The sequence below is a fragment of the Actinoallomurus bryophytorum genome (assembly GCF_006716425.1).
In the GTDB taxonomy this organism is placed as follows: domain Bacteria; phylum Actinomycetota; class Actinomycetes; order Streptosporangiales; family Streptosporangiaceae; genus Actinoallomurus; species Actinoallomurus bryophytorum.
In genome coordinates, this window is the sequence record NZ_VFOZ01000002.1 from 135,517 (window position 1) to 158,412 (window position 22,896).

General features: G+C 70.1%; 26 protein-coding genes. 7 read left to right on the forward strand and 19 right to left on the reverse strand.

Annotated elements, in window-relative coordinates; genetic code table 11:
• Nucleotides 1-10: 10 nt before the first annotated feature.
• The 3 genes from FB559_RS36845 to FB559_RS36855 all read right to left on the reverse strand — a co-directional run bounded on the left by FB559_RS36845 (nt 11) and on the right by FB559_RS36855 (nt 2,463).
• Nucleotides 11-874, reverse strand: a complete 864-nt coding sequence (locus tag FB559_RS36845; protein WP_141962261.1) for an oxidoreductase — start codon at nt 872-874, stop codon at nt 11-13.
• A gap of 87 nt (nt 875-961) precedes the next feature.
• Entirely contained in the window at nt 962-1,816 is an 855-nt protein-coding gene (locus FB559_RS36850) for a helix-turn-helix transcriptional regulator (RefSeq protein ID WP_141962262.1), read from the reverse strand.
• Nucleotides 1,817-1,911: 95 nt separating this feature from the next.
• A complete protein-coding gene (locus FB559_RS36855) occupies nt 1,912-2,463 on the reverse strand; it encodes a carbonic anhydrase (RefSeq protein ID WP_141962263.1) in 552 nt (183 codons plus the stop codon).
• Nucleotides 2,464-2,623: 160 nt separating this feature from the next.
• On the opposite strand from FB559_RS36855, the gene FB559_RS36860 reads away from it, so the two are divergent.
• Entirely contained in the window at nt 2,624-3,565 is a 942-nt protein-coding gene (locus tag FB559_RS36860) for a GlxA family transcriptional regulator (RefSeq protein ID WP_141962264.1), read from the forward strand.
• Nucleotides 3,566-3,599: 34 nt separating this feature from the next.
• Here the strand turns inward: FB559_RS36860 and FB559_RS36865 are convergent, their stop codons facing one another.
• On the reverse strand, nt 3,600-4,319 hold the full coding sequence (locus tag FB559_RS36865) for a tetratricopeptide repeat protein (RefSeq protein ID WP_141962265.1): 720 nt from the start codon (nt 4,317-4,319) through the stop codon (nt 3,600-3,602).
• Nucleotides 4,320-4,501: 182 nt separating this feature from the next.
• Between FB559_RS36865 and FB559_RS36870 the strand changes: the two genes are divergently transcribed.
• Nucleotides 4,502-5,251, forward strand: a complete 750-nt coding sequence (locus FB559_RS36870) for an SCO6745 family protein (protein WP_141962266.1) — start codon at nt 4,502-4,504, stop codon at nt 5,249-5,251.
• A 54-nt stretch (nt 5,252-5,305) separates the two neighbouring features.
• Here FB559_RS36870 and FB559_RS36875 read toward each other — a convergent pair whose 3' ends face one another.
• Entirely contained in the window at nt 5,306-6,109 is an 804-nt protein-coding gene (locus tag FB559_RS36875; RefSeq protein ID WP_141962267.1) for an SAM-dependent methyltransferase, read from the reverse strand.
• Between the two features lie 216 nt (nt 6,110-6,325).
• Entirely contained in the window at nt 6,326-7,360 is a 1,035-nt protein-coding gene (locus FB559_RS36880) for a uroporphyrinogen decarboxylase family protein (RefSeq protein WP_141962268.1), read from the reverse strand.
• A gap of 355 nt (nt 7,361-7,715) precedes the next feature.
• Here FB559_RS36880 and FB559_RS36885 point away from each other — a divergent pair, with 355 nt between their 5' ends.
• Nucleotides 7,716-8,009 carry a hypothetical protein gene (locus FB559_RS36885; RefSeq protein WP_141962269.1) on the forward strand — a complete coding sequence of 98 codons (294 nt, stop codon included), beginning with the start codon at nt 7,716-7,718 and terminating at the stop codon, nt 8,007-8,009.
• Between the two features lie 48 nt (nt 8,010-8,057).
• Here FB559_RS36885 and FB559_RS36890 read toward each other — a convergent pair whose 3' ends face one another.
• Both FB559_RS36890 and FB559_RS36895 read right to left on the reverse strand, forming a co-directional pair.
• On the reverse strand, nt 8,058-9,308 hold the full coding sequence (locus FB559_RS36890; RefSeq protein WP_221640608.1) for a copper resistance D family protein: 1,251 nt from the start codon (nt 9,306-9,308) through the stop codon (nt 8,058-8,060).
• Between the two features lie 145 nt (nt 9,309-9,453).
• Entirely contained in the window at nt 9,454-10,284 is an 831-nt protein-coding gene (locus FB559_RS36895) for a polysaccharide lyase family 7 protein (RefSeq protein WP_221640609.1), read from the reverse strand.
• Nucleotides 10,285-10,526: 242 nt separating this feature from the next.
• On the opposite strand from FB559_RS36895, the gene FB559_RS36900 reads away from it, so the two are divergent.
• Nucleotides 10,527-11,531: a LysR family transcriptional regulator gene (locus tag FB559_RS36900; RefSeq protein ID WP_221640610.1), complete on the forward strand. Its 1,005-nt coding sequence runs from the start codon at nt 10,527-10,529 to the stop codon at nt 11,529-11,531.
• Nucleotides 11,532-11,576: 45 nt separating this feature from the next.
• Here FB559_RS36900 and FB559_RS36905 read toward each other — a convergent pair whose 3' ends face one another.
• On the reverse strand, nt 11,577-12,326 hold the full coding sequence (locus FB559_RS36905; RefSeq protein WP_141962270.1) for an AfsR/SARP family transcriptional regulator: 750 nt from the start codon (nt 12,324-12,326) through the stop codon (nt 11,577-11,579).
• 163 nt (nt 12,327-12,489) lie between these two features.
• Here FB559_RS36905 and FB559_RS36910 point away from each other — a divergent pair, with 163 nt between their 5' ends.
• The gene (locus FB559_RS36910) at nt 12,490-13,389 is read left to right on the forward strand and encodes a manganese catalase (RefSeq protein ID WP_141962271.1); all 900 of its coding nucleotides are present in this window, start codon (nt 12,490-12,492) and stop codon (nt 13,387-13,389) included.
• A gap of 41 nt (nt 13,390-13,430) precedes the next feature.
• Here the strand turns inward: FB559_RS36910 and FB559_RS36915 are convergent, their stop codons facing one another.
• Nucleotides 13,431-13,775, reverse strand: a complete 345-nt coding sequence (locus FB559_RS36915) for an STAS domain-containing protein (RefSeq protein ID WP_141962272.1) — start codon at nt 13,773-13,775, stop codon at nt 13,431-13,433.
• 614 nt (nt 13,776-14,389) lie between these two features.
• Between FB559_RS36915 and FB559_RS36920 the strand changes: the two genes are divergently transcribed.
• On the forward strand, nt 14,390-14,710 hold the full coding sequence (locus FB559_RS36920) for a MerR family transcriptional regulator (RefSeq protein ID WP_141962273.1): 321 nt from the start codon (nt 14,390-14,392) through the stop codon (nt 14,708-14,710).
• 15 nt (nt 14,711-14,725) lie between these two features.
• Here FB559_RS36920 and FB559_RS36925 read toward each other — a convergent pair whose 3' ends face one another.
• Genes FB559_RS36925 through FB559_RS36935 form a run of 3 tightly spaced genes read right to left on the reverse strand, consistent with a single transcriptional unit; the run spans nt 14,726 to nt 16,673 of the window.
• The gene (locus FB559_RS36925; protein WP_141962274.1) at nt 14,726-15,088 is read right to left on the reverse strand and encodes a putative quinol monooxygenase; all 363 of its coding nucleotides are present in this window, start codon (nt 15,086-15,088) and stop codon (nt 14,726-14,728) included.
• A complete protein-coding gene (locus FB559_RS36930; RefSeq protein WP_141962275.1) occupies nt 15,085-15,840 on the reverse strand; it encodes an MBL fold metallo-hydrolase in 756 nt (251 codons plus the stop codon). Before FB559_RS36930 ends, FB559_RS36925 begins: the two co-directional genes overlap by 4 nt.
• 26 nt (nt 15,841-15,866) lie before the next feature.
• Nucleotides 15,867-16,673, reverse strand: a complete 807-nt coding sequence (locus tag FB559_RS36935; protein ID WP_141962276.1) for an alpha/beta fold hydrolase — start codon at nt 16,671-16,673, stop codon at nt 15,867-15,869.
• A 100-nt stretch (nt 16,674-16,773) separates the two neighbouring features.
• On the opposite strand from FB559_RS36935, the gene FB559_RS36940 reads away from it, so the two are divergent.
• Nucleotides 16,774-17,196 carry a MarR family winged helix-turn-helix transcriptional regulator gene (locus FB559_RS36940; protein ID WP_141962277.1) on the forward strand — a complete coding sequence of 141 codons (423 nt, stop codon included), beginning with the start codon at nt 16,774-16,776 and terminating at the stop codon, nt 17,194-17,196.
• 19 nt (nt 17,197-17,215) lie between these two features.
• On the opposite strand, the gene FB559_RS36945 is transcribed toward FB559_RS36940, so the two are convergent.
• The 6 genes from FB559_RS36945 to FB559_RS36970 all read right to left on the reverse strand — a co-directional run bounded on the left by FB559_RS36945 (nt 17,216) and on the right by FB559_RS36970 (nt 22,869).
• Nucleotides 17,216-18,700, reverse strand: coding sequence for an FAD-binding protein (locus FB559_RS36945; protein WP_141962278.1), 1,485 nt, complete (start codon nt 18,698-18,700; stop codon nt 17,216-17,218).
• Between the two features lie 67 nt (nt 18,701-18,767).
• Entirely contained in the window at nt 18,768-19,160 is a 393-nt protein-coding gene (locus FB559_RS36950; protein ID WP_141962279.1) for a carboxymuconolactone decarboxylase family protein, read from the reverse strand.
• The gene (locus FB559_RS36955; protein ID WP_141962280.1) at nt 19,160-20,035 is read right to left on the reverse strand and encodes an NAD(P)-dependent oxidoreductase; all 876 of its coding nucleotides are present in this window, start codon (nt 20,033-20,035) and stop codon (nt 19,160-19,162) included. The genes FB559_RS36950 and FB559_RS36955 overlap by 1 nt, the downstream gene beginning before the upstream one ends.
• Nucleotides 20,032-20,778, reverse strand: a complete 747-nt coding sequence (locus tag FB559_RS36960) for an SDR family oxidoreductase (protein WP_141962281.1) — start codon at nt 20,776-20,778, stop codon at nt 20,032-20,034. The genes FB559_RS36955 and FB559_RS36960 overlap by 4 nt, the downstream gene beginning before the upstream one ends.
• A gap of 22 nt (nt 20,779-20,800) precedes the next feature.
• Nucleotides 20,801-22,252 (reverse strand): aldehyde dehydrogenase, encoded by a 1,452-nt coding sequence (locus FB559_RS36965; protein WP_141962282.1) that lies wholly within the window; start codon nt 22,250-22,252, stop codon nt 20,801-20,803.
• Nucleotides 22,249-22,869, reverse strand: coding sequence for a nuclear transport factor 2-like protein (locus tag FB559_RS36970; protein WP_141962283.1), 621 nt, complete (start codon nt 22,867-22,869; stop codon nt 22,249-22,251). The genes FB559_RS36965 and FB559_RS36970 overlap by 4 nt, the downstream gene beginning before the upstream one ends.
• Nucleotides 22,870-22,896 lie beyond the last annotated feature (27 nt).

Genomic DNA, 22,896 nt, shown 5'->3' on the forward strand with positions numbered 1-22,896 from the left:
CAAGGTGCGGTCAGCCGGTGACCGTGCCGTCGTCGGGGTAGTCGGCTCCGAGGGTCACGTCACGCCACGCGTCGACGCCGCTCCTCAGGTTGTCGAGCCTGGCCGTGACCACGTCGAGCGCGGCCTTGCCCAGGAGCAGGCGCAGCGGGGGTTCGTCCGCCTGGACCGCGCCGATGATGGCCTGGGCGGCGCGTCCTGGGTCGCCGGGCTGGTTCCCGTAGGTGTCCATGGTGCTCTTCCGCCGGGCGCCCGCGGTCTCCGCGTAGTCCTCGATACGGGTCGCGGACTGGCGCATGGAAGGGCCGGACCAGTTGGTACGGAACGCCGCGGGCTCGACGATCGTCACCTTGATGCCCAGCGGCGCGACCTCCGCCGCGAGTGACTCCGACAGGCCCTCCACGGCGAACTTCGTGGCGTGGTAGTAGCCGGTGGCGCCGAAGGCGGCCAAGCCGCCGAGCGAGGAGATGTTCACGATGTGGCCGCTGCGCCTGGCGCGCATCCCCGGCAGCACGCTCCGGGTGACGTCGGCGAGGCCGAAGACGTTCGCGTCGAACAGGGCGCGGATCTCGTCGTCCTCGCCCTCTTCGACGGCGGCGAGGTATCCGTAGCCGGCGTTGTTGACCAGCACGTCGATCCGTCCGAAGGCGGCGTGGGCCGCCTTGACGGCCGCCGCGACCCGCGTGGCGTCGGTCACGTCGAGTGCGAGGGCCAGGGCGCGGTCCTCGTGACCCGCGACGATGTCGGCCACCTTCTCGGGATCGCGGGCGGTGACCACCGCTCGCCAGCCCCGTTCGAGGACCGCGGTGGCAAGGGCCCGGCCCAGTCCGGTGGAACAACCGGTGATGAACCAGACGGGTGCGTCGTTGACGGGCATGGTGGAACCGCTCCTTGTCCATACGTGAGTGGCCGGGTGATGTCACCGCGGCGATGGGCCGGCGGCAGGCGCGGTCGCGGGCGTCGCTCAGCCGGCCGGGCGCTCCGCCGGGGAGGAGGCTTCGGTGGCGGTCAGGGTGCCCAGCAGAGCCAGCGCGTGCTCCGAGGGGCTACCGGGTTCGGCCTGGTAGATGACCAGTTGCTGGCCGGGCGCGCTGTTGACGGTCAGCGACTCGTAGTCGAGGGTGAGCTCTCCGACGACGGGATGCTGGAAGCGTTTCGTCTCATGCGTCTTCTGGCGGATGTCGTGGCGTGCCCATAGCCTGCGGAACGCCTCGCTCTTCAGCGACAGCTCGCCGACCACCTCGACCAGCTGAGGGTCGTCGTAGTCGGTTCCCGCCTGCTGGCGCAGCCCGGCGACCGTGTTGACGGCCACCCGGTCCCACTCCGGGTAGAACTCCCGTGCGTCGGGGTCGAGGAAGACCAGCCGCACCAGGTCACCGCTGTAGGTGTGGCCGGCGAACAGCGCTTCGCCCAGGGTGTTGTGGGCCAGCACGGTCATGCGCCGTCCGAGGATGACGGCAGGCGTCCGGTCCCAGTCGCCCATCATCCGGAGGAGGCCCGGGCCGACCCGCTCGCGCCGTGCGGTCCTGCGGGACCGGCCCGGCACGGGCCGCGCCAGCCGGTGCAGATGAGCGATCGCGTCGTCGTCCAGCAACAGCGCCCGCGCCAGCGCGTCGATCACCTGAACGGACGGACTCCGCTCGCGTCCCTGCTCCAGCCGTACGTAGTAGTCGGTGCTCAGCCCTGCCAGCATCGCGACCTCCTCCCGGCGCAGACCCGCCACCCGGCGGCGGGCACCGGCCGGCAGGTTCAGGTCCTCGGGAGCCACGAGCCCACGCCGGGCTCGCAGGAACCGTCCCAGGAGGTTCTCGCTGTCCATGGCTTCGACACTAACCCCGTGGCCCGTACGGGAAGGCCCCGTAAAGGGGGTGTGGTACTCCTAGGGTCATTCGACCGTCGTACGATCGGCTCCGATCAGGCGACGGTCGAGATGTGGCCGGTCTTGACGTCGTATACGTGGCCCGAGACGTGGACCTTGCCGGACAGGTGGGGATGGTCGCGCAGCCGCTGAACATCGATCGCCACCGTGAGCTGCGGATCGAGGACCGGGAGTTCGGCGAGCGTCGCCACCTCGAGCCCGCTTCGCCGGGCGAAGTCCTGCCGGAGTTCCTCGTCGGCCAGCAGCCCCGATCCGCAGTCGGTGTGATGGATCACCGCGATCTCGAACCAAGGCCCCTGCGGAGCCTTCGTCTCGACCAGGTAGCTGATGTAGGCGACGTCGGCGAGGACCGCCGGCGTGACGCGTCCACCGACGTCACGGAGCACGATCGCGTCGCCGAGCTCGAGCCCGAGGATGTTCGCAGGGTCGACTCGCGGGTCGACGCAGGTGATGACGAACAGGCCGCGGTGGGGGATGAACGGGATCGCCGGCACCTTGTCCTTGGCGTCGGTCGCCGCGAAGGACGCGTTGCGGTAAAGGAGCGATGCGAGGTTGCCGGCCGTGCCGTCTATCGTGTCATCGGTCATCCCCCCATGCTGGTGAGCACCAGGGGGACCGGCGAGTGGCAGGACTGCCGCGTTCGAAAAGAATCCTGCCGCGGCGCCTGATCCGCTCGGCGGTCGTCCGCCGGCCCGAGTCGCTCGGGTGGTGAGCGGCAGAAAAGTGCGACATCGGTAGAATGCTGCCATGCATCGAGTGACCGTACTCGCGCTGCCGGACGTCGTCGCCTTCGACCTGTCGATTCCGGCTCAGATCTTCGGCCACCGCATCGAGAGCGGCCGCTACGCGTTCAGCGTCTGCGCCGAACGGCCCGGAGCGGTACCGACGACGACCGGTTTCTCCGTCCAGGCCGATCACGGTCTGGAGGCACTCGAAACCGCGGACACGGTCGTCGTCCCGGGTTTCCTCCCGCTGTCCGACCCGTCGCCGGCGGTCGTGGAAGCGCTGAACGGCGCGGCACGCCGGGGCGCCCGAATCGCCTCGGTGTGCATCGGCGCGTTCGCGCTCGCCGGGGCGGGCCTGCTGGACGGCCGCGAGGCCACCACCCATTGGCAGCACGCCGACGAGTTCGCCGCTCGCTTCCCCGCGGTCCGCCTGCGCCCCGACGTCCTCTACGTCGACGAGGGCGACATCCTTACCAGCGGCGGCATCGCCGCCGGCATCGACCTGTGCCTGCACATGTTCGAACACGACCACGGCGCCGCGGCCGCCGCCGACGTCGCACGGCGCATGGTGACGGCGGTTCACCGGCCCGGCGGTCAGGCGCAGTTCGCCCGGCGGCCCCTGCCCAAAAACGGCTCCGGGCTGGCGAGGACCTGCGAATGGGCGGTCGGTGAGATCCAGCGGCCGCTCACCGTCGCCGAACTCGCCGACCATGCCGGGCTGGCTCCGCGAACGTTCGCCAGGCGATTCGTCGCCGAGACCGGTATGACCCCGCTGCGGTGGCTCACCGCTCAGCGGCTGCTCGAAGCCCGGCGGCTGCTCGAAGCCACCGACATCACCGTCGACGAGGTCGCGCAACGGAGCGGACTCGGAACCGCGGCCAACCTGCGGCTGCAGATGGCCCGGGACACGACGACGACTCCGTCGGCGTACCGGAGGGCGTTCCGCGCCGCGGGCCACCCGTGAGGGGGATGTACGGCGCGTTCTCCGGCGGCCGGGATCACCGGGACAGGGCTTGGCGGAGGTCGAGTCCGGCGCCCTCCCGGTACGCGGCGTCGAAGGACCTTCGCCCGAGTGCGCCGGCCAGCCGATCGCGGAGGGCCTCCTGCTCGATCGCGTCGTCCGGGTCCAGAACCTGCTGGAGCTCGCGAAGGGCACTGTCGGCCGCGGCGAGGAGCCGCGCCGCCCGGCGATGGTCGCCGTCGGCGGCGGCGATGACGGCGGCATCGACGGCCACGCAGGGGATCAGGTCGTCGTGACCGTGGCGGAGCGTCTGCCGGCGGGCCGCCGTGAACAGCTCCCTGGCACGGTCGGCGTCGCCTGCCCGCAGCTCGACGTAGCCGAGGTTGTGCTGTTCCGCCACGACCATGCGCGACTCACCGAGGGACTCGTTGAGTGCGATGCTCTCCCCGTACAGGGAGCGGGCGGCGGCGAGATCTCCCGTGATACGCGCGGAGGCCGCCAGTACGTGGATCGGCACTCGCTCGAGTCGCCGTTCGCCGGTGCCGCGTGCCAGGGCACGCGCCTCCGCGGCCAGCCGTACGGCCTCGCGGGCATCGTCACCGCGCAGGGCGACCCGTGCCAGCATGCAGAGCGCCTCCACCTCCGCGGCGACGTCGGCGGACGCGCGAGCGCGGTCGAGCTCCTGTCTGCTCAGCCGCTCCACGACGTCCGTGTCGCCGCGCCGGAACGCGTCCCTGGCTTCCTCGTAGTAACCCATAGGTGATCAGAGGCACGATGCCGCGGTGCGGATCGTCCCCATCCCCCTTTCGGCGGGTGGCTCGGCGTGGGGCAGCGTACGTCCCGGTCCGCCTCGGGGTGATGAACGGCCCCCGGCCTGCTACGGTGCGGCCGTCTAGAATTACTAGAACCGGATTCTGTTCCAGGACGGATGGATCTCCAATGGCGATTGCGGCGGCGGCTGCGAAAAACATGATCGGCGGACTCGGCGGCGCCTTCATGATCTCGCGTGAGGCGAAGGCCTATACCAAGGAGACGGGCTTCGCCGGCTGGGCCCCGTACATGCGCGGCCGGTGCGGCGTGCTCGGTGAGGTCGATGCCGACATCGTCGCCTCGGCGGTCGGTTTCTTCCCGGTCGAGGTCGTACGCGAGGTCTGGGAGGCGGGCCGGAGCCTGCCCGCCGAGGAGGCGGCACGCCGCTACGCCACGGTCTGCCAGGATTTCGCCCGTCGCAAGCTGGCGGGGCTCGCCGAGACCGACGCGGACCGGCTCGCCGAGCTGCTCGAGGCGGTCGCCGGGAACGCCGACGTGATCGGGGCACCGCTCGCGGCCGGCTGGCGGGCCATGCCACTGCCCGACGACGGGCGGGCACGGGTCATCCAGCTCGCGCACGTACTCCGGGAGCTGCGCGGCGGCCTGCACCTGGTGGCCGTGCTCTCCTGCGGGCTGACGCCGCTGGAGGCCATTCTCACGGGCGGCTCGCCGCTCATCCCCGCCGGCGAGGGCAACGCCCGCTACTTCGGCTGGCCGGAGCCCTACTCCCCGCCGGACGACACCCTGCGAAAGCGTCGCACCGACGCGGAGGACCTGACCGACACCCTGGTCACGCCCGCGTTCCGCGTGCTGAGCGAGGCCGAGGGCGAAGAGGTCCTCTCACTCCTCGGCAAGGCGTTCAACGTCGTCTTCGGCTGATCGGCCGTCGAGCCGGGGCGGCTCGACGGCATTTCACCGCGGACCGCATGAGCGTCAGGGCTTACGGCCGACGGCCGCGTACTGGTCGACCTCATGCGTGACGCCGAGATCCACGTCGCCCGGGCGCCATCGCGTCGTCGTGACGACCCCCGGCTCCAGGAGTTCGAGGCCGTCGAAGAAACTCGCGATCTCCTCGACGGTACGCGGGATGAGCGGGGGTTTGCCGACCCGGTTCCACTGCCGCGCGCCTTCGTCCATGGTCTCGCTGTGCACGGCGTGGGCGATCGCCAGGTGGCTGCCCGAGGGCACCGCGTCCATCAGCCGGGCCACGATGCTCTGGGCTTCCGCGGTGTCGGTGACGTGGTGCAGGATCGCGATGAGCATGATCGCAACCGGCCGGTCGAGGTCCAGGATCGCCGAGGCCTCGCTCAGGATCGAGTCCGGGGCGCGCAGGTCGGCCTCGATGTAGCGGGTGGCGCCGGGCACCGTGCTGGTGAGCAGGGCCCCGGCGTGGACCAGGACCAGCGGATCATTGTCGACGTAGACGATGCGCGACTCCGGCGCGATTCCCTGGGCGACCTCATGCGTGTTGTTGAAGGTGGGCAGTCCCGTGCCGATGTCGAGGTACTGCCGGATCCCGGCCTCGGTGGTCAGGTGGCGGACGGCACGCACGAGGAATGCCCGGGACGCCCGTGCGAGTTCGAGAATGGGCGGATTGACCTTGGCGATCCGCTCACCCGCCTCCCGGTCGGAGACGAAGTTGTCCTGGCCGCCAAGGAAGTAGTTCCAGACGCGGGCGGTGTGGGGCACGCCCGTATCGAGTGCCCACTGCGGCTTCGGATCGGAATCAGCTGACATGTCGGTCACGCTCGTCCCTCCGCACTGAGACCGGTCGCGATCTCCGAGCGTAACCCCTAGAAACCCGGCATCCACGCACGTTTCGGAGTGTCGCGGACGCTTCTTCGCACTCCGGGGCAAGACGACCTCCACGGCGCAGGCCGTACGGCACTCGTCGTACAAACCGCGAGATGGGGCGCCGGGCATGCGTCCGCCCGGCGCCCGTGATCACGATGTCTAGCCGAGCTCGGCCCGCAGCAGTCGCGCGGCGTCGGCCATCGCCCGCATCTTGCCCTCGGCGGACTCGCGCGGCAGGTACTTCATCCCGCAGTCGGTGGCGATGACGAGCTGCTCGGGCCGCATCCGGTCGAACGCCCGGCGAACGCGGTCGGCCACCAGCTCGGAGGTCTCCACCTCCGGCGTGGACAGGTCGATGACGCCCAAGATGATCGTCTTGTCGGTGAGGTCGGCCAGCACTCCGAGGTCCAGACCCGACTGCGCGGTCTCGATGGAGATCTGGTCGGCCGGGCACCCGGCGAGCTCGGGCAGGAACGAGTAGCCCTCGGGACGCTCGTGAATGATCGCCGCGTAGCCGAAACAGATGTGCACCGCCGTCGTACCGGTCACCCCGGCGAGGGCGGCGTTCAGCGCGGCCAGGCCGTAGGCGCGGGCGGCGTCCGGGCGTGCCTGCATGTACGGCTCGTCGATCTGGACGATGTCCGCGCCGGCCGCGAACAGGTCGCGTACCTCGGCGTTCACCGCCTCGGCGTACGCCATCGCCGCCGACTCCGCGTCCGGATAATGATCGTTCTGTGCCTGCTGGGACATCGTGAACGGACCGGGCACGGTCATCTTGATCGTCCGGTCGGTGTGCGCCCGCAGGAACCTCACATCGTCGACCTCGATGGGGTACGGCCGGTGGATGGGACCCGAGATCCTCGGCACCGGATTGGGGTGCCCGCTACGGTCCAGCGCGGTACCGGGGTTGTCGATGTCGACGCCTTCGAGCGCGGTGGCGAAGTGGTTGGAGTAGCTCTCCCGGCGGATCTCCCCGTCGGTGAGGATGTCCAGCCCGGCCTCCTCCTGCGCCCGGATCGCCAGCAGTGTGGCGTCGTCCTGCGCCGGAGCGAGGAACTCGGGCGCCACCCGCCAGAGCTCCTTCGCCCGAACCCGCGGCGGGAACCGCCCGGCCAGCTTCGAACGGTCGATCAACCAGTCGGGTTGGGCATAGCTGCCGACCAGTGAGGTCGGCAGAAGGGGCAGCGCGGCCATGAACACTCCTCGGGAGAACGAGCACGGTGCCGCCGCCCGCGGCTCCGCTCAGGTCACGCAGCACCGCGGCATCGTCGAGCGGCAGCATGTCACAGGCTACGACCGGCACACGCGGGCGCGTGCTCCGCGTCCGGCGGGCACCGGGTACGGACCGCTCGTTCGTTCGGCCCCGGCCGGGGGTCGAGGCCGGGTGCCCCCCGCCAGGCCTCGGGTCCTCCCGTACGGTTCGAGAGCTCCACGGCGAAGACTCCCCCGCCGCGGCTCGCCGACACCGGGCCCGTTCCGGGCACGTTGGTCAAAAAGTGGAGCCTGGCCAGTCCGTTGATCGTACAAGTCGATCGGCGTCGACGACGTCGTGTGGCTGGGCGCCGCCGGAGGCTCGCTGTACGTCGCCGGTGTCACCGATCGCAAGGAGACGGTGACGGCCTACGACGCGCCCGTACGCGGCTCGCCGGCCGAGCTCGGGGGCGTACCGGTCTCCGGCTGGCCGGACGCCTGCGAGGTCGCGCCCGGCTACGCCGTGGACCAGAACTCCTACGATCCACGAGAAGACGACGTCTACGTGGGCTCGATCCGGCTCCGGCGCCCGCACTGCGTCTACGACCGAGGTAAGCCGCTGGACGTCGCGATCGCCTGGGTGGCCGGCTGACCGGTCCGGAACCGCACGGGACCATGGGCCGACGGCGCGGTGCTCACGTCACGCCTCGACGAGGTCGCCCGTGTCGGCGGCGTCGGCCGCGCGGGCGGTGGCGGCGGCCGTACGGCGGCGGACGACCAGCCCGGAGAGCCAGTAGCCGGCGATCATCACCGCGATGACGGCGATGGTCTCGGCGGTGCCGAGCACCCAGGTGGAGGTGCTGGCCTCCTTGGCAGGGATCTTGGGCAGACCCGCAAGGGGAACGGCGGAGTGCTCGGCCGCGTCGGCCTGGAATGCCTGGTTACGGGCGGAGCCGTGAAGGAAGGGCGCGACGAACAGCACTGTCATTCCCAGCAGCGTCTCGACGGTGACCACGGCGGGGAACCGCCGCACCAGGACGGTGTGCAGGGGGCGCTGCTCCCCCGCGGCGCGCAGCGCGTCGATCCGCGGGTGGAGCCAGAACTGGTTGAAGGCACCGAGCAGCAGCAGTGTGCCGAAGATGAGGATCTTCACCCCGAGTACGCGGCCGTACATCGTCGTGAACAGCTGCGAGGGGCCGTCGACGTGCTCCCAGTACAGGAACAGCCCCGACAGGGCGATCGACGCGACGCAGCCCATGGCGGTGGCGGAGAAGCGCCGGACCGCGGCGGACCAGAAGGCGCCACGGTCGGCCGGGGCGACCGCGCCGGGGACGGTGAGCAGCGCCAGGCCGGCCAGGCCACCCAGCCAGACCGCGCCACCGGACAGGTGCAGCATCCACATGACGGTCTCGAAGGTGGTACGGCCCCAGTCGTCGGGTACCGCGTCAGGGAACTTGGTGGTGCCCAGCGCGACCGCTCCCGCGCCGAGCCCCGCGGCGAGCAGCCACCGCCTCGCCGCGCCGGACGCCGCCCGGCGGAAGGCCAGCGGGGCGACCAGGGCGGCGCCGACCAGGATCAGCGTCACTTCCAGGCCCGACAGGCGCCCGGCATTGCTGCCGTCGTACAGAGAGTTCCAGGCCGCACCGTAGTGGTAGCCGCCGTCCTCCCCGGAGTGGGCGAGATCGGTGAGCACGGCGGGCACCGCCAGGACACCGAGGACGACGGCCGCGCGGGCGAGCCGGGCGGTCACCGCCGCGAGCGTGCCGGCACTGATCCGGCGGGCCGCGGGACCCGCTGCCACCAGGGCCAGAGTGGTCACGCCAACGAACCCCATCATCGTCACCCAGGTCGTCCACGCCACCGCGCTGTCCTCGAACGGGCCGAGCGGGGTCGATGGGGCCGGAGCCGCGGACAGCGACAGGAAAGCGGGCAACTGGTCGGATAGAGGCACGGGCGATCACTTTCAGGCATGAGCAGGGAGAAACTGGAGTTAGGTTAGGCAAACCTAAGCACTCCAGTCAATCCGGCCACCTGGGAGATCACCGGCACCACAGGCAACCGCCGGCCTCTCGGGGGAGAGGCCGGCGGGTACGCGGTCAGCTGTGGGCCACGGTCAGGGCGTAGAACTTGACCTTCGCGCCGTTGCTGGTGCTGCTCGACGAGGACTGGTTGTAGTCGCCGGCCTTGAAGTACTGGTGATAGGCGTTGAAGCCCGAGGCGATCGGATAGCTCTTCGTGCTGCCGTTGACGGTGACCTGGATCTTGCCGCCGACGATCGCGATGACGTAGCTCCACTGGGTGCCGAGCGGCACGTTGGTCAGGGTGGAGGTGTCCTGACCGCCGTCGGGTGACCTCTCGAGGCCGAGGACGACGTCGCCGTTGGAGTGGTAGTACAGCTCGAGCAGCGGCTTCGTCGACGAGCCGCCACTGCCGAGGTGGATCTGCCCGACGCAGACGTTCTTCGTCACCGAGACGATCCGCAGGGTCGCCGACAGCTTGTGCGTGCCGGACAGGGACCAGTCCGCGGCGCTGCCGTTCGAGTTCATCTCGCGCAGTTCGGAGCGAGCGTAGCTCGAGTTCGGCGTGGTGACTCCGGCCTCGGGGTCCCAGAAGGTCATCGAGCCGTCGTTCTTGTCGGTCCAGAAGTACGCCGGGTTCGTGTACCCGCTCGCGCCCTTCAACTGCGCCGGCTGGATCGTGGTCGGCGAGCCGGGCGACCCGATCGGGAGCTGGAGGGACCACACCGACAGGTTGAAGTTGCCGCCCGGTGCGACGGTCGGATCAAGGCCGGCCGCGCTCGGGGCGGAACCGGCGGCCATGGCGTCACCGGCGCCGATGGCGCCTGCGCCGATCATCATGACGCCGCCTGCGACCGCCGCGAGGATCTTGCGGCGGGTACGGCGCGTCCGGTCGTTCTCTGCTGTCACGAACGTTCTCCTTCACGTGCGGGGGGCACACGCGTCCTGGCGGGGGCGCAGGTGTGGCCGTGCGGGCACAGTTCATGAACTCCTGGGCAGAGGCGGGAGGTCTCCCCCAGGCCATGACGTAACAGTAAGTACACGACGGGCGATTGTAAAGATACTTAACCATTAATGTCGATCATGGCCGGCGGCAGAACGCGCGTGTCTCCGACGCCGGCCGGTCACGGCGTGCAGGCAGCTGCGCGATCATGCTTTCAGCCATCGTGATCACGTCCGGAACGGCGTTCGGCACGATGTGTAATCTGATCCTTGTGCAACTTCGCCATCTGGAGTCGTTTCTCGCCGTGGTCGAGGAAGGACAGTTCGCCGCTGCCGCGCAGCGGCTGTTTCTGTCACCTCCAGCCGTCACCGCGCACGTGCGTGCTCTCGAGCGTGAGCTGAGCACAAGGCTGCTGGAGCGCCATCCCGTCTCGCTGACGCCGGCGGGTGAACGTTTTCTCCCGCACGCGTTCGCCATGGTCACGGCGGCCGGCGCCGCCTCGGGCGTCGTCGAGGCGTGTGGCAGGAGCAAGAGCGCCCCGCTGCGCGTCGGCGTGGCGGCGCCCGGCTCAGGTGAGCTGACGCCGGCAATCTTGCGAGCGTACTGCGACGCCGACCCCCAGAACACGGTGCGGATCGAGGGTTTGAATTGTACGGACTATGTGTCATCTCTGGTTGAGAAAAGGGTCGACGTGGCCTTTGTCAGACCATCCTTTCAGGACGAGCGCGTCAGAAACGACGTCCTCACGGTCGAACCGCGCGTCGTCATCGCGAACATCGAGTACGAAATCGCCGACGCCGACCATCTAAGGCTGACCGATATCCTCGGCCTCCGCTTCATGGGCCTTCCCGAGAACACGCCACGGGATTTCGCCAATTATCAGCACCTCGTCGAAGAGCGTAACGGAATGGCGCCGGAAACGGCCTTGGACAAGCCGGCGACCGCGCAGGACTTGATCATTAGCGTCGCCGCCGGCCGGGGCATCGGCACGAGCCTGCTGTCCCTCCAGCGCTACTACACGTGGCCGGGCGTCCGGTTCATCCCGATCATCGACGCGCCGTGGGTGCCGACCGTCCTGCTCACCCGCCGTGACGACCTCCGGCCGGAGATACAGGGCTTTCGTACGCTGGCGAACACCCTGGTCCGAGACCTCGGGCCGGAGCTGGCGTCGTTTTCAGGCGTGCCGCCTCAGGGCTCCGCATCAGGCGGTTGACGTCGTATTTCGCGAACACCGACCGCCCCTCACGCCGGGGTCCCGTCACGGCGGCGTCACGGCAGGCGGCCCGTCGAGAGGGCGGCCGAGCAGGTGGGAGACCAGGGCGCGGAACTGCGGGGAGGGCCGGAGACCCAGTTCGCCGTACAGGAGCCGCCGGTACAGGTCGTACTGGCGCAGCGCTTCGGCCGGGTTGCCCTCGGCCAGGTGCACCCGGACGACCGCTCGGTGGGCGCTCTCACGCAGGGGTTCGCAGTCGAGTGCGGCCATGCCGGCTTCCAGCGCGGCGTCGTACCGGCCGTAGCGGCAGTGCCGGACGCACAGCGCCTCCAGGGCGTGCAGCCGCAGCTGGCGGAACCATTCGCGGGTCATCAGCAGCCACTCATCGGTCCAGTCCGGGAGGACATCGTGCCTGAGCTGGGCGGGATCCAGGTCGGACGCGCTGTCCGGTACGGAGGACAGAACGGCGATCCTCGCGTGGATCGCGTGAATGTCGATCGTGGTGCGCGGGTCCAGTTCGAGGCCTTGCGGGGTCGACCGGATCGGGCCGCCCTGATGCTCGTGCCGGAGCCGCCACAGCGTCGAGCGCAGGTTCGCGGCGGCGCGCGCGTCGGAGTGGTCGGGCCACAATGAGCGTGCGGCGGCCGCCCGTGTGATCGTTTTGGTCCGGGTGGCGACGTACGCCAGGAGCCGCTGGGCCGCCGGCGTGGCGGTCACCGTCCGGTTCTCCCGGCGGAGTTCGAAGGAGCCGAGCACGTTCACGGCGAACGTTCCGGGCTGTCGCGTCGTGGTCATCGCATCCTTCCGGACGTTGAGCCGGCACCTACGCGCATGCTCCGGACCTACCCTGAACGCCGCAAATGCCCGCTTTGGCGCTGGTAACGCGATGGTGACGGACCGGAGATGAGCGCTTCCTATCGTCAGGACGGACAGGGTCACCAACGCGAAGGAGTGCGAGATGTTCCGGCATACCGACCATCTACAGTTCGACGCCAAACCCGAAAAGCCCGACCCGGTCTACGCGCACAAGCTCCAGGAACTGATCGGCGGCGCGTACGGCGAGATGACCGTCACCATGCAGTACCTGTTCCAAGGATGGAACTGCCGGATGCCCGGCAAGTACAAGGACCTGATCATGGACGTCGCGACCGAGGAGATCGGCCACGTCGAGATGATCGCCATCATGGTCGCCCGCCTGCTGGAGGGGGCTCCGGCCACCGCGACGACCAAGATGGCCGCGGCCGACCCGGTGGTGGGCGCCGTACTGGGCGGGATGGACCCCCAGCAGGCCATCGTCGCCGGAGGAGGCGCGCTGCTCGCCGACAGCAACGGCTACCCGTGGAACGGCCGCTTCATCATCGCCAGCGGCAACCTGCTCGCCGACTTCCGCGCGAACGCCGCCGCCGAGGCCCAGGGCCGGGTGCAGACCGCTCGGCTCTACAACATGACCGATGACCCCGGCGTACGGAACATGCTGAAGTTCAACCTCGCCCGGGACACGCTGCACCAGAACGTGTGGCTGAAGGCGATCGAGGAGCTCCAGGCCGACGGCCTGGAGACCACGGTGGCCCCGAACGCGCTCTTCGACGAGGAGTACGCCGAGCACGCGACCTCCGTCTGGCACCTGTCCGACGGGACCGCCGCCCAGGAGGGCGGATGGGCGTCCGGGTTGCAGCCGGACGGCCAGCACGAGTTCGGGTACCTCACCGACCCCGAGGCTCTCGGGGACGACGGGGCGCCGCCTCCCCCGGACCCGGCGCTGTACGCGACCTACGACGGCGGTATGGGCAAGCCCAGCGGGCCCGCGCTCGGCACCGAGACCGGCATCGCCGGCAAGATCAAGGACAAGTTCACCTGATCGGAGCCCGGAGACCGGCGGCCCGCCGGTCTCCGGACCCCTCAACGCGTCGTGAGCGGGAAACCATCGTCGGCGAGGCGCGGCGCGATCGGAATGATCCGGTGGATGCCGGTGAGCTTGAGGATCCGCAACACCCCCGGCATAGGGGCCCTTAGGCACAGCCGGGTGCCGCAGGCGCGTGCGCGCTGGTAGACGCGCTCGATCGCTCGTACGCCGGCGACGTCGCAGAAGGTCGTGGCCGACATGTCGATGGTCAGCGTACGTGGGGTGCCGTTCAGCGTCCGTAGCAGTACTTCACGCACCTCGGCGGCGTTGGTGTAGTCGACCTCGGCGGGCATCACCGCGACGACGTCCTGGGGACCGGCCTGCCGGATCTCCACGGTCATGACGGTTCTCCATGTGACGAATCGGCCAATGGCTCATTGCCTGGTTGCTGTGGGCGGGGTTCTCAGTCGACGCGGCCGGCGGAGTCGGCGACGGCAAGACTGGAGAGCCAAGAAAATCTCATGCGGCCACAGTAGACATTCGATGGGCACGTGGGTAGTCTTCTCAATGTAACGAAGGAAGACAACATCAAAGAGGCACGGGAGACAAGCGAACTACCCGTGAGATGTCAGCAGGACGTCAGGTGCACTGGAGCCGGTTAAGGGACGTGGTTCCAGGCGGGCAGGCGGCCGCCGGACGCATTGGGACCGGGCTCGCGGGTCCCAAGAGGTCCTCGGCCGGTACGGAAAGGTTTTGAGGAAGATCAGAGGAGAAGGGGAGGGTCATACGCCGTCGGATCGCCCGCTGCCGGTTGTGTTCCGCCGCGCGGGTACCGCAGTCCCATCGGAACGAAAGGTGGTCTTCGGTCACGCTTACGCGATCCCCGCACTCCGCGCCGTCTCAGATGGCCGGTGCGGATACGACAAGCCGACGTACTCGTCGGTAGATGGTGTTGATACCTAAAACCCTGGGCCCCGGTGCTACGGCACCGGGGCCCTTATGACGTGGAGGTTCAATGGAACCAGCCGAGCAGAGCATGGCCGACAAGTTCGACGATGACGACTACCCCGCCTACACCATGGGCCGCGCCGCGGAGATGCTCGGCACCACCCCGGGATTCCTGCGCAGCCTGGACGAGGCGAAGCTGATCACCCCGCAACGCTCGCCGGGCGGCCACCGGCGCTACTCCCGCTACCAGCTCCGCCTGGCCGCCCGCGCCCGCGAGCTCCTCGACGATGGCACCCCGCTGGACGCCGCCTGCCGCATCATCATCCTCGAAGACCAACTCGCCGAAGCCCAACGCCTCAACGACGCCGAGGCGCACCAGGACCGCTGAACACGGCGCCCGTCCTCAGGGCACGTCCAGCTCGACGAGCTGGACCAGTGCTTTGGCGTCCGTCCTGCTGTGCCGGGCCAGTTCGGTGAAGAAACGCGCCACATGGTCGGTGGTCAGGTGGACGCGGAACGCGTCAGTGTCGGCGTAGATCTCATAGAGGTAGAGGACTCCGGGGTCCGCGACGTCCTGGAACGCCCGGAACTCCAGGCAGCCCGGCTCCCGTCGTACGGCGGCGGTGAGCGTCGCGACGGCGGCGGCGAGCCGCCCTTCGTGGCCGGGGATCGACCGGATGGCGGCGATCATGGGCCGCTCCCCCGGCGGTAGGCCGGCGCCGATCCGTGGCATGAACTCCCGGCCGCCGGCCGGCGCGGTGCTCATGGGACCGTCACCGGGGTGCCGGGCAGGACCAGCCGTACGTCGACCTCCGGGGCGATTCTCGCGACCGCGTCGGCGTAGTGCCGCGGGTCCTGGTCGCCCTTGGTGATGATCCGGTCGCCCAGCCGGCCACTGTGGAAGGCGTAGTGGTGTGGCACGGCCAGCGTCGGGTTGAGCGCGGCCGTCAGCCCGGCCGCCTCCTCGGCGTCCATGACGACCTGCCGCAGATTCATCGGCCGGATGCACAGGCCGTTGGTCGGCAGGATGGCCAGGTCGACGTGGCCGAATCTGTCCGGGATGGTGTCCAGCTCGGGGACGCGCAGCGAGTCGCCGCCGAAGAACACGGTGCGCCCGCCCGACTGGAGCACGAAGGTGACCTCGTGGACGCCGTGCTGGCCGGGGGTCGCGGTCACGGTGAGGTCGCCGATGGTGGTGGCCTCCCATGCCTCGATGGCGCGGACGTCGCGGAATCCCCTGTCCCGCGCGATGGCCGCGACGGTGCCGGGCCCTGCCAGCGGCACGTCGAGGTCGAAGCCCGCGGCGACGAGCGCGTCCAGGTCGCAGTGGTCGTAGTGCTCGTGACTGACGATGAGGGCGTCGATGCGGCCCAGGTCCTCGACGGTCGAGGCGACCGGCTCGCCCTGGTAGTAGGTCGCGGTCTGGGTGAACCATGGGTCGGTGAGGACACGGGTCCCGCCGATCTCGATGAGCTGGCAGGCGTGACCGATCCGGGTCGCCTTCAGTGGGGTGGTCATGATGGTCTCTCCTTGCGGGTCGAAGGTCACCGGTCGCCGAGGTCCAAGAGCGCGCCCAGCAGTTCCTCGGGCGTCTCGACCTGGGGCATGTGGCCGGTACGGGGCAGCAGGGTGAAGGTCGACATCGGGATCGCGGCGGCGTAGGCCTTGCCGTAGTCCGGGTCGACGATGCCGTCGCTCTGGCCCCACAGCACGTGGACCGGGAGGTCGAGGCCGCCGAGCCGATCGGCCAGTGCCGGGTCGGACATGGCGGGGCCGGCGTAGCCGATCAACGCCTGCACGTCCGGGCTCGGCCCCGTGCCTCCGGTGCTCGGCGGGCCGGGCGCCTTGCTCGGGTCGTGGAAGGAGTAGGACCGGAGCTCGGCCGGCGACATGCCGCGGACGTCGGTCATCGGGTGGCCTTCGACCTGGATGCCGACTCCGTCGATGATGACCGCGCCGCTGACCCGCGGGCTCTCCTGCAGGGCGATCTCGGCGGCCAGCCAGCCCCCGAAGGAGTTGCCGATCACGGTCACATCGGTGAGGTCGAGTTGTTCGAGCATGGTGACGTAGGCCCGGGCCAGCTCGGGGACGCCGGTCAGCCCCTCGGCCTTCCGCGTGCCGCCGAAGCCGGGGTGGGTGGGCAGCAGCACCCGGGAGTGGGTGCGTTCGGCGAGCAGGTCGGCGAAGCCGGCCATCGTCTGCACGCCGCCGCCTCCGTGCAGGAGCAGGAACGGCCGGGTTCGGTCGCGGTCCTGGACGGTGATCTCGACGGGGCCGACGGAGTCGGTCTGGAGCGTGCGGATCTCGGTGCGGGTGGGCCGGAGGGTACCGGCCGCGGTCAGGGTGGTCATCGTTCCTTCTCTCCACGGTGTCCATGACGAGCTATATAAGGAACCTTACATCAGGATGCTTAGATAAGTAACCTGGCTTTGCTGCGGTAAGGTGTCTCGGGTGAAGTACCGACCGGCCGACGTCGCACTGGCCGTCAAACGCCTGCAGTACCGCCACCACCGCGCGCTGAGCCACGCCCTGGCGCCGCTGGGGCTCTCACTCGTGCAGTGGGACACCCTGCGTCATCTGCACCGGCAGCCGGACGCCTCGCTGCACGACCTCGCGGTGCTGACCTTCCAGACCGACCAGTCCTTCGGCTCGCTCGCCACCCGCATGGCCGACCGCGGGCTGATCGAACGCGTCCCGGGTCCGGGCCGGGCCGTCAAGCACCGGCTCACCCCGGAGGGCGCGCGGCTGCGCGCCGCCGGCCAGGACGCCGTGGACGCCGTCGTCACGTCCTCGTTCCGCACCCTGTCGACCGCCCAGCTCGACCAACTGGGCGAGCTGCTGGACACCGCCCTCGGCCCCGACCCGACGGCGTAGGAGCCGCGTCGCGGGCGTCCTACCCGGACTTCGCCGCGGCGTGCCTGCCGGCTCGCCGGCCGAAGTAGGACCCCTCGCCGAGCTGCGTTCCCGAACAGTAACCCGCGCCGTCCTGTGCGATGTTCGACGCACAGGCGCCCGCGGCGTAGAGGCCGCGGATGAGGGAGCCGTCCTCGCGCTTCACCTCGCCGTCGACCGTGGTCGCCATCCCTCCGAGCGTGAAGCCGGCGTAGAGCGCGACGCCCAGGGTGAGGTCGAGAACGGCCCATGGCGCCTCGGTCTGCGGCGCCAGCCAGTCGGGGTGCTTGTGGAAGTCGGGGTCCGCACCCTTCGCGGCGTGTTCGTTGTAGCGGCCGAGCGTCGCACGCAGGGCCTCGACCGGGATGGCGAGGCCCTCTGCCATCTCCTCGACCGTCTCGTAACCGTCCTTGAGCGGCACGAGCGGCATGCGCTGTTCGCCGTAGTGAGCGGAGTCGACGATGAGGTACGCCGTCGCGTCCGGCTGCCGCATCACGTGGTAGGACGTCCGGGCGTGATAGCCGTCCTCCGCGACGAACCGGCGGCCGTGTTTGTTGACGATCAGCCCCTTGACCAGTTGGGACGGCGGGTAGAACGGCGCGGTGATGAACGGTTCCTCCATGTTCTCCAGCGCCGCCCCGACCGACTGGCCGAGCCGGATGCCGAGCCCGTCGTCGTACGTCGAGCCGAGGGTGAAGAGCTTGGCGCCCAGCGCCGGGGTGTACCGGGCGACCATGTCGGGGTTCATGACGAAACCACCGGCGGCGATGAGGACCGACGAGGCTCGGACGACGCCGGTCTTCTCGAAGCATCTCCAGGTCACGCCGGCGACACGGCCGCCGGCGCCCTCGCCGTCCACCACGAGGTTGGTCACGCCGGTCTCGTAGCGGACCTCGACGCCGATCTCCTCGACCCTGTCGCGCAGCAGGTCCATCACGATCCTGGTGCCCTCCGTGTCGCCGGGCACGGGCACCTTGTGGCCGCGCGGCGCGGGGGCGACCTCGTCCCGGTAGGGGTGGACCTTCTCGTTGCCGGTGAACATCAGGCCCTCCGTCCCCGGCTGGATCACGGCCTTGCCGGGAAAGTAGGACCGCTCGAACCGAAAGCCGAGCGCCTCGAGCCAGTCGAAGTGCTCGACGGAGTCCTCGCAGTAGGCGCGGATCTTCTCCTCGTCGGGGGCCTTCGTGCTCGCCGTCAGGTATCGCGCCATCGCCTCGGCCGAGTCCTCGTGACCGGTGGCCCGCTGCACCGCCGTACCGCCGCCGAGGTAGAAGTGCCCGCCGGACAGCGAGGACGTGCCGCCGTGGACGGCCGCCTTCTCCAGGAGCAGCACCCGCGCACCGGCACGAGCGGCCTCGAGTGCCGCACAGCCACCGGCGATGCCGAAGCCCACGACGACGGCGTCGTAGGTCTCGGCGTCGGAGGGCACGCTCGAGACGGGAACCGCCGCGGGTACGGCGAGGCCGGATGGCGTACGCGATGTCATCGATCGCCTCTCAGCTCTTGCGGAATCTGGTTCACGGTGCCGCCGTCCATGATGACCTCCTGGCCGGTCAGTCCTGTCGCTTGGCCGCGGCACGGGCCGCCTTGGCGATCGTCTGCTCCACTATGGAGTTGATCCGGGCGCCGTTGGGCCAGCCGGCGTAGTGGCTGAGGAAGACCACGATCTCGCGCAGGGCGGCGTCGTCGAGCTCGCCCGCCGCGTGGGCGGCGGGGATCTGGATGCCCAGCACGTCGGCGGCGCCCTGCCCGGTGAGCAGGCCGATGAGCAGCAGCCGCCGGTCACGGTCGGACAGGCCGGGCCGGTTCCAGATGTCGGCGAAGAGGTGGTCGGCGGTGTAGGCGAAGAAGTCGCCCGTGCCGTCGGTCATGTCGAAGCCGTAGACTTGCTCCATCTTCTCCAGGCCCTCCCTGCGGACCTCGGGAAGGTCATCGAACTTGCCCATCATCGTGCTCCTTCCCCGGCGGGGAGGCCGAGCCCCGGGCCGAGACGGTCCAGGGCCAGCCGGGACAGGGGTACGTCGACCTCGAGCTGCTCGGCGAGGGAGATCGCGAACGCCAGGTCCTTCTCTCCCAGCGCGAGCGCGTGGGAGAGGACCCGGTGCCAGAAGTCGCCCTCCGGGATGGGTGCCGTGGTGGCGCGGTGCATGATCGCGCCCGGCCCGCCGGTGATCGCGTCGGTGTGGCGGACGACGTCGCCGAGCGCGACCAGGTCCAGGCCCGCCGCCTCGGCGAGGCGCTGCGCCTCGGTGGCCGCCGTGAAGGCGACGAAGTGCAGCAGGTTGCGCGCCAGCTTGAACTTCGTGCCGGCGCCGACCGGACCGGCGTGGACGACCTTGCCGCCCATCGGCGCCAGGATCGGGCGCACCGACGCGAACTCCTCCTGTGAGCCGCCGACCATGATCGCCAGTGTGCCCTCCGCCGCGCCCATCGGACCGCCCGAGACCGGCGCGTCGAGGACCCGCACGCCGTGCGTACGGGCGGCCTCCGCCAGTGCGGCCGGCGTGTCGGGGGCGATCGTCGAGTGCACCACCACCGTGAGCGGCCGGTCGGGGGTGCGCCGGTCGCTCACCTCGAGCACCTGCAGCAGCACGTCACGGACCTGGTCGTCGTCGCGGACCATCACGCAGAGCGTGTCCACCGCCACGGCGAGCTCGCCGACCGACCCGGCGGCCCTGGCCCCGGCGGCGGTCAGCTCGGCGACCGGGGCCGGCGCCACGTCGTACACCCGCAGGTCGACGGCATCGGCCGCCGCGAGCCGCTTGGCCATCGGCTTGCCGATGCTGCCCAGTCCGACGAATCCGGCGCGGAGGGTGTTCATGCGCGGAAGGTCTGGCCGCCGTCGACGGCGATGATCTGCCCGGTCACCCACGCCGACTCGTCGGAGAGCAGGAACAGGCAGGCGCCCACCATGTCTTCCGGCTGCCCCATGCGCTTGAGCGCGAAGTTCTTCACCATCTCCTTCGCCGCACCGCCGGCCTGGGTGCGGGTGGCCTGGGTGTCGGTGGGGCCGGGGGCGATCGCGTTGACCCGGATGTTCCTGCCGCCGAGCTCGTGCGCGAGCTGCTGGGTGAGCCCGTTGACGCCGACCTTGGCCAGCCCGTAGAAGCCGGAGTAGACGTACGCGGCGGTGCTGGACTGGTTGACGATCGAGCCGCCGCCGCGTTCTTGCATGGCCGGGTAGACCGCGCGGGTCATCACCAGGGCACCGTCCATGTTCACCGACATGAACTTGCGGTAGTAGTCCCAGTCGACGGTGATGAGCAGGTCGAACTCCATGTCGCCGTAGATCGCCGCGTTGTTCACCAGGCCGTCGATGCCCCCGTACGCCGCGGTGACGGTCTCGACCAGCGCGGCGGCGGACTCGGCCGAGGAGACGTCGCACGGGACGGCCATCGCGGTGCCGCCGCCGGCCTCGATCCGCTTGGCCACCTGCTCGGCGGCGCCGGCGTTCAGGTCGGCCACCACGACGGAGGCTCCCTCCGTCGCGAGTCCCTTGGCGTAGGCCTCCCCGATGCCTCGCGCCGCCCCGGTGACGACGATGACCTTGTCTTGAAGACGCATCTCTCTCCTCCGGTGTGGCGGCTCAGGCCGGCTCGGCGATCGTCTTGAACTCGAGGTACTCCTCGAACCCGGCGACCCCCATCTCCCGGCCGAAGCCGGACTGCTTGTAACCGCCGAACGGCGCGTCCGGGCTGAACCAGACGCCACCGTTGACGGCGAGGGTGCCGGTGCGGATCCGCCTGGCGACCGCCTTGGCACGCTCGAGGTCGCCGGAGTCGACCGATCCGGACAGCCCGTACGCCGAATCGTTGGCGATGCGGACCGCGTCGTCGTCGCCGTCGTGGGCGATGACGACGAGCACCGGGCCGAAGATCTCCTCCTGCGCCGGCCGGGAGGAGTTGTCCAGACCGGCGACGACGGTGGGCTCGACCCAGAAGCCGGGCCGGTCGATGACGTGGCCGCCGGTGACGATCCGGCCGCCCTCCTCCTCGGCCAGCCGGAGATAGCCCTCGACCCGGTCGCGCTGCGCCCGCGAGATCACCGGGCCGCAGATGGCGCGGGGGTCGGCCGGGTCCTTGGCGCCGATCGAGTCCATGGTCGCGGCGGCGACGGCGACGGCCTCGTCGTACCTCTCGCGCGGGACGACCAGCCGGGTGGTGAGGGCACAGCCCTGGCCTGCGTGGATGCAGGCGGCGAAGGCGGTCGCCCCCGCGGCGGCGGCGACGTCGGCGTCGTCGAGCACGATCGCCGCAGACTTTCCGCCGAGCTCGAGGAAGACCTTCTTCAGCGTGGGGGCGGCCGCGGCCATGATCGCCCGCCCGGTGTTCGTGGAGCCGGTGAAGGAGACCATGTCGACGCGCGGGTCGGTCGTCAGCAGGGCGGCGACCTCGTTGGAACGCGGCGTCACCACGTTGAGGACGCCTGCCGGGATATCGGTGTGCCCGGCGGCGAGGCGGCCGAGCTCGCAGGCCACCCACGGAGTGTCCGGGGCCGGCTTGAGGACGACGGTGCAGCCCGCGGCGAGCGCGGGGCCGATCTTGGCGAGGTTGATCTGGTTCGGGACGTTCCAGGGAGTGATGGCGGCGACGACGCCGGCGGCCTCACGCCGGATCGTCCGCCGGCTCGGGATGCCCATCGGCTTCGCGACGCCGAGATCGGTCTCCCACTCGTAGGACTCCAGCAGGTCGGTGACCCACTTCAGGCCCTCGACCGGGACGTCGAAACCGGCGGCGCCCATCATGAATCCCGGCATGCCGACCTCGGCGGTCGTCAGGGCACGGAACTCATCGCTGTGGTCGAGCAGTGCCCGGTGGAGCTGCCGCAGGCAGCGGACCCGCAGCTCCACGTCGGTCGCCCAGCCGGTCGCGTCGAAGGCCCGGCGGGCAGCGGCGATCGCGGCGTCCACGTCGGCGGCCGTGCTGTCCGGCGCCTGGCCGATCACCTCCCCGGTGGCCGGGTTGAGGATCGGGTACGACGACCCGCCGCCCGCGCCGCCGAGCGTGCCGTCGATCAGCTGCCGGGCCGGTGGTCTCACTGGGCCGGCTCCTGGGTGATGAAGTCGCCGCGCTCGACCGGCGGCGGCCACACGGTGCTCGGAAGGTCCTTGTGGTGGTAGTGGCCGGGTACGCCGTGGCCGGCGACGGACATCCGCTTCAGCAACGTGCCGGGTGCCTTGCCGGCCTGGAGGATCTCCATGAAGGTGTGCGCGGTCGACGGCATGTCGAACCAGTCGCGCTGCCAAGCGATCTTGAGCTGGCCGGCGTCCGCGCCCTTCGTCCGGCGCTCGATGCCGAACCAGGAGCCGCCGATGCCGAGGACCTCGTACTCCTGCCCGGTGGCGTCGTCGGTGATCCCGGACCTCTGCTTCCAGAAGCCGACGACCATGCCGTTCTTCTCGTCGATGAGGGTCGCCTGGTAGTCGTAGCGCCAGCCGTCGAGGCCGTCCATCTCGATGCCGATCGCCCAGTCCCGTATCTGGTCGCGGCCTACCGCCATGAAGTGCTCGTCGGGCGCGTACATCCACCCGTACGTGGCGTCCTCTGCGTAGTGGCCGGCCAGCACGCGCCAGTCGCCGGTGCGCTCCGCCTCCCGGTTGATCGCCAGCCAGGAGTCCCAGAACCCCTCGATCTCGGCACGCGTCAGTTCCGTCATGAGACCGACTCCGTCGGCCTCATGACC